The sequence below is a fragment of the Anaerohalosphaeraceae bacterium genome (genome assembly GCA_035378985.1).
Lineage (GTDB): Bacteria > Planctomycetota > Phycisphaerae > Sedimentisphaerales > Anaerohalosphaeraceae > JAHDQI01.
The window spans coordinates 121,725-130,124 of record DAOSUR010000009.1 but is presented as its reverse complement, the minus strand read 5'-3'; the positions used below and the strand labels follow the sequence as shown (position 1 = coordinate 130,124).

The window sequence follows — 8,400 nt, the reverse complement described above, 5'->3', positions numbered from 1 at the left end:
CGACAGCAGAAGGGCAATAATCGCTATCACCACCAGCAGCTCAATCAGGGTGAATCCATCCTGGAAAAGCAGTTTTTTGTTTTTCCGCAGCGAGAATAGTTTCATTTTTGTTCTCCTTAATTTTCTGCCGACTCGAGGATCAGTTCCGGCCGGGCGAAAAGAGCCCAGTCGTAGGCCTGTGTATCGTCTGATTCTGTAACGGCTAACGTGAGGAATTGGTCGCCCTCAGAAATCGGAATGTGAATTGGACAGCCGCCTTGTTCACTGCTTCTTGTCTGGTGAAAAGCCGGTTTTCCGTCAATGAGGACCCAGAATTCGACTTTTGAGAAGCCCGCATCGAAAACTTTTTTGACGTCCGGGAAGTCATCAAAAGAGCGGTTTTTTTCTTTTTCGAGGGATTGGCGGACTGTTTCAGAAACGCCTGCCGCAGCCCGGAAGGCCTTGATTTTCAGTCCGGGGATGGTCTGGCGGATTCGGGATAAGTCGAAAGTAATTCCGAGGTTGGAATGGATGGTGATAGCCGGATTGTCCGGGGTGCCGGCGATAAGACCGTCCAGATACAGGTCGTGTCGAGGCGAGGTGATGCCTTGATGAAAGGCGCCATTGAAGATGTAGCCCCAGTAGGTTCCGGAAGTCGATGGAAAGCAGTCGGCTGTTAATCCATTGACGGCGATAACGGTCGGGCTGGGGCCGGCTCCGGGGACAAAGACACTGTCAATGAGCGGGTTGTTCGGGACAGGTCGGCAGTCGGCGGAGCCGGTGTAAATATTGCCGTCTTTTAGGGAGGAGATGACTTGTCCGGAAGCGGCATCAATACCGGTAAAGAGTTTTCCGGTGCCTAAGCCGCTTCCGCCGCCTACTATGTCGGCCAAGGAAAGGGTTTCCCCTTTCCAGATGAGGTTTGTTTTTGAATCAAAGGCCCGCACGACCGCGGCAGGATTAAAGCGGATTTCGCTGACCAGGGAATCTTTCGAGTGTACTTTTCGGGCGGAACCGGCTAAAAGGAGCTGGGAGGTTTTCTGGTTTTCCTTCCGGCCGGCAATCAGATTGGTTTTGCCTTTGTACACGTGGACCTCTGCATCTCCATTCGGATGGCAGAGAACGGCGAATTCGGTACCCAGGTCAATAATTTTGGAATTGGGGGTATTGACGGAAAAGCCGAGTCCCTGAGCGGAAACACGGGCCAGAAGTTTGCCGTACTGCATCGATAATTGGGAATCGGTTGGGAATTGGAATTCCATAGGTCCTTCAAGGACCAGTTCAACGCCTTCGTCGGTTTTGAGCTTAATGATTCCCCGCATCAGCCGAATGGGTTTGGAGCCGGAGGAGATTCGCACGCCGGGTTCGAGGGGAAGATTGGCGGACCATTCAGCTCCGAGGGAATCATAAAGTGTGGCGACCTCCGGCAGGGAGGGGGGGACCAGGTGTACGAGTGCCAGAATAAAGAGCAAGGCGGCGGCGGATACAATGGCAGCGGCATAGGCCAGCCGGCCGGGTGTACGCGGACGAGCGGATGCGGCAGGCCTTAACGGCTGCGGCGTCGGTGGCTCAGGAAATGTACGTTCGACAGCCGGAGCATTTTTTTCCTCTTCGATCATCTGCCTCCAGAATTGTTCTGCGAGGATGCTGCTGCCGGTTTCCGAGTCTGCTTCCGAGATATCCGCACAGGCCCGAAAGCTCAGGGCGGCAATGTCCTGGAGGAAACGGCAGTAATACAGCCGGGCCTGGGAGTCGGAGGTCAGGAGACGATTGAGCTGCTCCAGCTGGCTGCTGCTTAGGTCGTTGTCCAGCAGGCGAAATAATTGTTCATTCAAAAGTGTCTGTTCCTGCGGGCTCATAGGTGTTCCCCCTGAAGGAGGGTGCGATGGATGCATTCATACAGAGAACTGTAGATGCGGGAAATTTTTTTGTAGAGCGCATCGGCGGAGTAGGGCAGGTTTTGAGAAAGTTTTTTGATGGAGATTCCCTCCTCAAACCGAAGGCGAATCAGCTGCTGATTGTCCGGGGAAAGCCGCTTCAGGCAGGTTCGCAGGGCAGCCAGCCGGCGATCCATATTTTGTGATTCGGATTCGGCCAGGTTGGACATTTCTTCATAAAAGGACTCACTGAGCATCGGGCGGGTGGAACGTTTCTGTTTTAGAAAATCCAGTGCCTTGTTGCGGGCGATGCCGATCGCCCAGGCGGCAAAACTCTGACGGGGGTCAAATTGCTCATACTGTTCCCAGAGGATGCTGGCGGTTTCCTGCAGGAGATCCTCGGCGTCATTGTGATTGTGAACCATCATCAGAAGGTAGGCGTATAATCGTTTCTGAGCCCCATTGTAGTAGCGGAAAAACTGAGCACTTTTTGGCTCTTGTATGTCCATATTTTTTGAAATGCTCCCTGCTGATTCTATCAGATTCCTGTTAAAAAGACCGTCAAAAATCCTTCAGTTTCCTTCACTGTTTCGTTTGAAAGAGGAAAACCTGACAGAAAATTTGGAAAAAGAATTGTTTTTTTGAACATGGGGGTAATCGGAGGAAAGGAGGTTAATTTTGCTTGAAGGTTAAGGAGGGTCTAATCATAATCAAATCCGGCCTTGCGCTCGTAGCTCAGCAGGATAGAGCATCGGTTTCCTAAACCGAAGGTCGGAGGTTCGAGTCCCCCCGGGCGCAGTTTCAGCGGGGAGCTCATCGGAGCTGACTATTCGGATAAGAGGATAAAACAGAGGCATAAAGCCAAGATATTATGTTCTCCCTAAATATTCTAAGGATTGCAATAATAGATAAAACGTTTTTAAAAAAAGACTTATGTTCTTTTTCGGCTTAAGCAGTGCGGGCTTGTCGGGGGCGGGAATTGAACTTCTTGAAACAATAGAAAGGAAATTAATCGACGATGAGAAAAGAAGGGCCTGTTATCGGGCTGCTTGGGGGTATTGGTGCAGGCAAGAGCACAGCGGCACGATTGTTTAAGCGGCTCGGATGCGGTCTGATTGATGCGGATTCTATTGCCCATCAAGTTTTGGAGGAACCGGCGGTTATTGAGAAACTTTCCCGACGGTTTGGCCCTGCCGTAGTGGGGGAGGATGGGCGGATTCACCGGAAAAAACTGGCATCCGCTGTCTTTGATTCGAAGGAAAAGGTTCAGGAACTCAATCGGATTGTTCATCCGGCCGTTCTGGCCCGCTGTGAAGCTTTGCTGGAAGCATATCGGCGTCAAGGAGTGCCGGTTGTCATTGATATGCCGCTGCTGGCGGAAGTGGGGTGGGACCGGCGGTGCGATGTGCTGGTTTTTGTGGATTGTCCCGAAGAGCTTCGGAGTCTGCGGAACCGTCAGAAAAGGCATTTGGATACAGATGAGCAAAAAAAAAGAGAAAATTTCCAGATTTCTCTGGACAAAAAGAAACAAATGGCTCAATATATACTCACGAACAATTCAGAAGAATCCGAATTGGCAAAACAAGTCGAGAAAGTCTTCTCAGCTATACAGGAAAGCCGCCGGTTATCTGTCAATTAACTGGGCGTACGAATTCCGGAGGGGTTTCAATCAAAACGTTTCGTTACCAAAACGAGAAAAACCTGATTATTGAAAGGTGCCAGGAGCAAACGGAACATTCGGTATATTCAACATCTGAACCATAGGAGAAAATGAGTTTTTAACTGCCTGCACCCGCGAACAAGAAGGAGATGACCCCCTCAAGGGTGCATCCTAAATTGAGGAACCAATCCTGCAATCAAAATGAAAGACCGTATATAAATCGAACTTTAATTGTCTTACTGATAAGGAGAACGAATGGCAAAGACAACCACGAAACAAACAGAGAAGAAAAGAGGCCGCAGGAAAAAAACGGAATCCGAGGTTTCCGGCGAGACGGAATCTGTTGTCCAGCAGGAAACAGCTGAAAGTTCATCAGAAACACCGTCGGAAGCCGTTTCGGAAACTGCGGTTTCTGCAGCGCCGGAAGCGCCTCAAGAGCAACCCCAGACTCCGGAGAGTGCGTCGGCTCAGGAGGCGGGCACTGTCCCTGCTCAGCCGGCGAAGGAAGAGTCCATCCACGAAAAGTATGAGCGCATCAAAAAGGGCAATCTGCATATTACCGACCTGCAGAATCTGGATGCCAGTGAGCTCCATCGGATTGCGAAAGAGGAAGGCATTACCGATTATATGGGGCTGACCAAGCAGGAGCTGATTTTCAAGATTCTCAAGCAGCGGATTCAGCAGAACGGACTGATGTACGGGGAAGGCGTTCTGGAGATTCTGCCGGACGGGTTTGGGTTCCTGCGCAGTCCAAAATACAACTATCTGGCCTCACCGGATGACGTGTATGTCTCTCCGTCTCAGATTCGCCGGTTCGGGCTGCGGAGCGGCAATATTGTTTCGGGGCAGATTCGCCCGCCGAAGGAAAGCGAGAAGTATTTTGCCCTGCTTCGTGTGGAGGCGATTAACTACCAGGCGCCGGACAAACTGGCGGAGAAGGTGGTGTTCCGGGATTTGACTCCGCTGCACGCGGAAGAGCGTCTGGTCCTGGAGACAACGCCGGACGAGATGAGTACGCGGATTATGGATTTGATTACGCCGATCGGCAAGGGCCAGCGCGGTCTTCTGGTGGCTCCGCCGCGGACCGGGAAAACGGTGCTGCTGCAGAAGATTGCCAATGCCATCAGCACGAATCACCCGAAGGTGCGGATGATTGTGCTGCTGATCGATGAGCGTCCGGAAGAAGTGACGGACATGCAGCGCAAAGTGGCCAAGGACGTGGAGGTCATCAGCTCGACGTTTGATGAACCGGCTTCCCGGCACTGCCAGGTGGCGGAAATGGTCATTGAAAAAGCCAAGCGGATGGTTGAATACGGCGAAGACGTGGTGATTCTGCTGGACTCGATTACCCGTCTGGCGCGGGCCTACAATACGGAGATGCCGCACTCGGGCAAGATTCTGACCGGCGGTGTGGATGCCAACGCGATGCAGATGCCCAAGCGGTTCTTCGGCGCAGCCCGAAACATCGAAAACGGCGGCTCGCTGACGATTATCGCCACCGCTCTGATTGATACGGGCTCGAAAATGGACGAAGTGATCTTCGAGGAGTTCAAGGCGACGGGCAATATGGAACTGCATCTGGACCGCAAACTGGTGGAGCGGCGAACCTTCCCGGCGATTGATATCAGCAAAAGCGGCACCCGCCGGGAAGAGCTTCTGCTGGACCCGCGCGAACTCGAACTGGTCTATCGGCTCCGCAAGGTGCTCAGTGAGATGAATATGGTGGAAGCGATTGAACTGCTCAAGACGCGTCTGGCCAAATACAAGACCAATGCGGAATTTTTGATGAGTCTGAAGCTGGATTAGCAGCGGCCAAAAGCGGCTTTACAGCAGGTTTGGGTGTGATACAATAGGCGTCCCGGGCTGAGAGAAGAATCAGGCCGGAACGTTTTTTATCTGAGAATTGAATAGATACTGCGGAGCCGAAAAAAAGGAGCACCATGAGCGAGGAAATGGCCAAGGTTTATGAGCCGCGGACGGTAGAGCAGGAGGTTCAGCAGCTTTGGGAGCGGGGACGATGGTGGCACGCGCAGGCCCCGGCGGACAGTCCGAAGGGGACGTTTGCCATTGTGATTCCTCCGCCGAATGTGACAGCGGCGCTGCATCTGGGCCATGCGCTGAACAATACGCTTCAGGATATTCTCATTCGCCGGCGGCGGATGCAGGGCTATACGACGCTGTGGATGCCTGGGACGGACCATGCGGGAATTGCCACACAGACGGTTGTGGAAAAGCGGCTTCTGGCCGAACAGGGCAAGCGGCGAAAGGATTTTTCGCGGGAGGAGTTTGTGGCCCATGTGCAGGCCTGGAAGGATGAGTATGAGGCCTGCATTCTCGGACAGCTCAAGCAGATGGGCTGTTCGTGTGACTGGGAGCGGACGCGCTTCACAATGGACGACATTTGCGCCCGGGCGGTGCGTCAGACGTTTTTCCTGCTGTTTCAGGACGGGCTGATTTATCGAGGCAAACGGCTGGTGAACTGGGACCCGGCGACTCAGACGGTTTTGGCCGATGATGAGGTGGAGTACGAAACGGTCAAGGGGCACTTCTGGTATTTGAAGTATCCGCTGGCCGAGCCGGTGGTTATGGGGGGGCAGACGATTCGGACTCTTACAGTGGCGACGACCCGTCCGGAAACGATGCTGGGGGATACGGCGGTGGCGATGAATCCGGCGGACCCCCGGGCGGCGGTGCTGGTGGGAAAACGCGTGCGGCTGCCGATTGTCGGGCGGGTGATTCCGATTGTGGCCGATGAGCATGTGGTCTTGCCGAATCCGAACAGTGACGATGAAAAGGCCCGCTACTCGACGGGTTTTCTGAAGGTTACGCCGGCTCACGACCCGGACGACTGGGAAATCGGCCGCCGGCACAATCTGCCTGTGATTAATGTGATGGCCCCCGACGGGACCATCAGTGAGAAGTACGGCTGGACGGATTGGGAAACGGTTCGCAATCCGGATGTGGAAAATCTGCTGGGAATGGACCGTTTCGAGGCCCGCCAGGCAGTGGTAGAATGGTTCCGACAGGAAAATCTGCTGGAGGATGTGCGGGATTACACGCACGAGGTCGGGCACAGTTATCGAAGCCATGTGCCGATTGAGCCGTATCTGTCGGATCAGTGGTATGTCGCGGTGAAAAAACCGATTGAACGGCTGGCAGGACAGTTCGGGACGGGGCTGATTGACGGGACGGATGTGCCGGTCAATTCGCTGGCCGGCCTGGCCTTAAAGCCCCTGCTGGACGGGCGGCTTCGGTTTATTCCGGAGCGGTATGCCAAGACCTATCGAACCTGGCTGGAAAATCTGCGGGACTGGCCCATCAGCCGGCAGCTGTGGTGGGGGCATCGAATTCCGGTTTGGTATTCGCAGAACCCGCCTGCACTGAAGGATGAACGGCTGTCTGTCCAGGAAGGACTGTCGGAAAGCGGACAGAAACGGTATTTCATCTGCGTGTCGGCCGGTGCGGAGGATTTGGAGCGGCGGCTGGAGACGGCGGGCTGTGTGCGGGATGAGGATGTGCTGGATACGTGGTTCAGTTCAGCCCTGTGGCCGTTCAGCACGATGGGCTGGCCGGAGCTGACCGCCGAGCTCAGGACATTCTATCCGACCCAGGTCCTCTGCACGGCCCGGGAGATTATTACGCTGTGGGTGTCGCGGATGGTGATGATGGGCCAGTACTGTGTGGGAGATATTCCGTTTGGCGATGTGTATATTCATGCGATGATTCAGGACGGCCAGGGCCGCAAGATGTCCAAGAGTCTGGGCAACGGGATTGACCCGCTGGTGGTGATTGACAGCCACGGGGCGGATGCGATGCGGTTTACCCTGGCGCAGATGACGACAGAGACGCAGGATATTCGAATGCCGGTCAGCCAGCTGCGGCTGCCGGACGGCCGGGTGGTCAACAGTTCGCCGAAATTTGACATCGGCCGCAATTTCTGCAACAAGCTTTGGAATGCCTCGCGGTTTGCCCTGATGAATCTGAAGGGACTGGACCCGAATGTTTTTGACCAGAGCCGTCTGGAACGTACAGACCGGTGGATTTTGTCACGTCTGGCCCGGACGATTCAGGAGACGGATGAGCAGCTGGAGCAGTACAAGTTCAACGAACCGGCCAATACGCTGTATCGGTTTTTCTGGAATGAGCTGTGCGACTGGTATCTGGAATGGCTCAAGCCGCGGATGGCGGATGCCGCTCAGCGGCCGACGGCGCAGTGTGTGCTGGCGTTTGTTCTCGAACAGGTCCTGCGGCTGCTGCATCCGTTTGTGCCGTTTATTACGGAGGGGATTTATCAGTCTCTCCGTCAGCTTAGCCCGCATCGGGGGCTTCGAGGCATTTGTGAACTGGATGATGCCCCGTCCCTGATGACGGCTCAATGGCCGCAGCCGATGCCTTCGCTGCTGGATGAGGCGGTGGAGCGGCGGGTTGAGAAAATCCAGAATCTGATTCGTGCGATTCGGGAGATTCGCAACCAGTACAATATCCCGCCGTCACGGATGCTGACGGTTTCGGTGTGTGCATCGGAGGAAGAGGCCGTTCTTCTGAAGGAGGATGCATCCCTGATTGCAGAGCTGGCAGGCGTCGAATCGATGCAGACGGGGTCGGCTTTGGTCAAGCCCAAGACGGCGGCCGCGGCGCTGGTGGGGGATTGGCAGGTGTTTGTTCATGAGGTGGTGGATGTCGAGGCGGAGCGAAGCCGGCTGCAGAAACAGAAGGAGTATCTGGAAAAGGGGATTGAGCCGCTTCGGGCCAAGCTCAGCAATGAGCAGTTTTTGGCCCGGGCCAAACCGGATGTCGTAGAGCAAAGCCGAAAAAAAATGGCCGAGCTGACCGAACAGCTCCAGCAGGTCGAACGGCTGCTGGCCGAATTGTCATAAGAAGAAT

5 protein-coding genes and 1 tRNA gene are annotated in these 8,400 nt (G+C 54.5%); 4 read left to right on the top strand and 2 right to left on the bottom strand.

Annotation, left to right across the window (positions count from 1 at the left end; translation table 11 throughout):
• Positions 1-116: 116 nt before the first annotated feature.
• Complete coding sequence (locus tag PKY88_08310) at positions 117-1,838, bottom strand: NPCBM/NEW2 domain-containing protein (GenBank protein HOQ05199.1); 1,722 nt, start codon at positions 1,836-1,838, stop codon at positions 117-119.
• Entirely contained in the window at positions 1,835-2,365 is a 531-nt protein-coding gene (locus PKY88_08305; protein ID HOQ05198.1) for a sigma-70 family RNA polymerase sigma factor, read from the bottom strand. The genes PKY88_08310 and PKY88_08305 overlap by 4 nt, the downstream gene beginning before the upstream one ends.
• A gap of 215 nt (positions 2,366-2,580) precedes the next feature.
• Between PKY88_08305 and PKY88_08300 the strand changes: the two genes are divergently transcribed.
• The 4 genes from PKY88_08300 (at position 2,581) to PKY88_08285 (ending at position 8,393) form a co-directional block, all read left to right on the top strand.
• A tRNA-Arg gene (locus PKY88_08300) sits at positions 2,581-2,654 on the top strand.
• A gap of 220 nt (positions 2,655-2,874) precedes the next feature.
• Positions 2,875-3,495, top strand: a complete 621-nt coding sequence (coaE, locus tag PKY88_08295) for a dephospho-CoA kinase (GenBank protein ID HOQ05197.1) — start codon at positions 2,875-2,877, stop codon at positions 3,493-3,495.
• Positions 3,496-4,065: 570 nt separating this feature from the next.
• Positions 4,066-5,322: a transcription termination factor Rho gene (gene rho, locus PKY88_08290; protein ID HOQ05196.1), complete on the top strand. Its 1,257-nt coding sequence runs from the start codon at positions 4,066-4,068 to the stop codon at positions 5,320-5,322.
• 134 nt (positions 5,323-5,456) lie between these two features.
• Positions 5,457-8,393: a valine--tRNA ligase gene (locus tag PKY88_08285; protein HOQ05195.1), complete on the top strand. Its 2,937-nt coding sequence runs from the start codon at positions 5,457-5,459 to the stop codon at positions 8,391-8,393.
• Positions 8,394-8,400 lie beyond the last annotated feature (7 nt).

Excerpts from the sequence above, each read along its gene's own strand:
- PKY88_08285 (HOQ05195.1), top strand. The coding sequence starts at position 5,457 with ATGAGCGAGGAAATGGCCAAGGTTTATGAGCCGCGGACGGTAGAGCAG.
- coaE (HOQ05197.1), top strand. The coding sequence starts at position 2,875 with ATGAGAAAAGAAGGGCCTGTTATCGGGCTGCTTGGGGGTATTGGTGCA.
- PKY88_08310 (HOQ05199.1), bottom strand. The coding sequence starts at position 1,838 with ATGAGCCCGCAGGAACAGACACTTTTGAATGAACAATTATTTCGCCTG.
- PKY88_08305 (HOQ05198.1), bottom strand. The coding sequence starts at position 2,365 with ATGGACATACAAGAGCCAAAAAGTGCTCAGTTTTTCCGCTACTACAAT.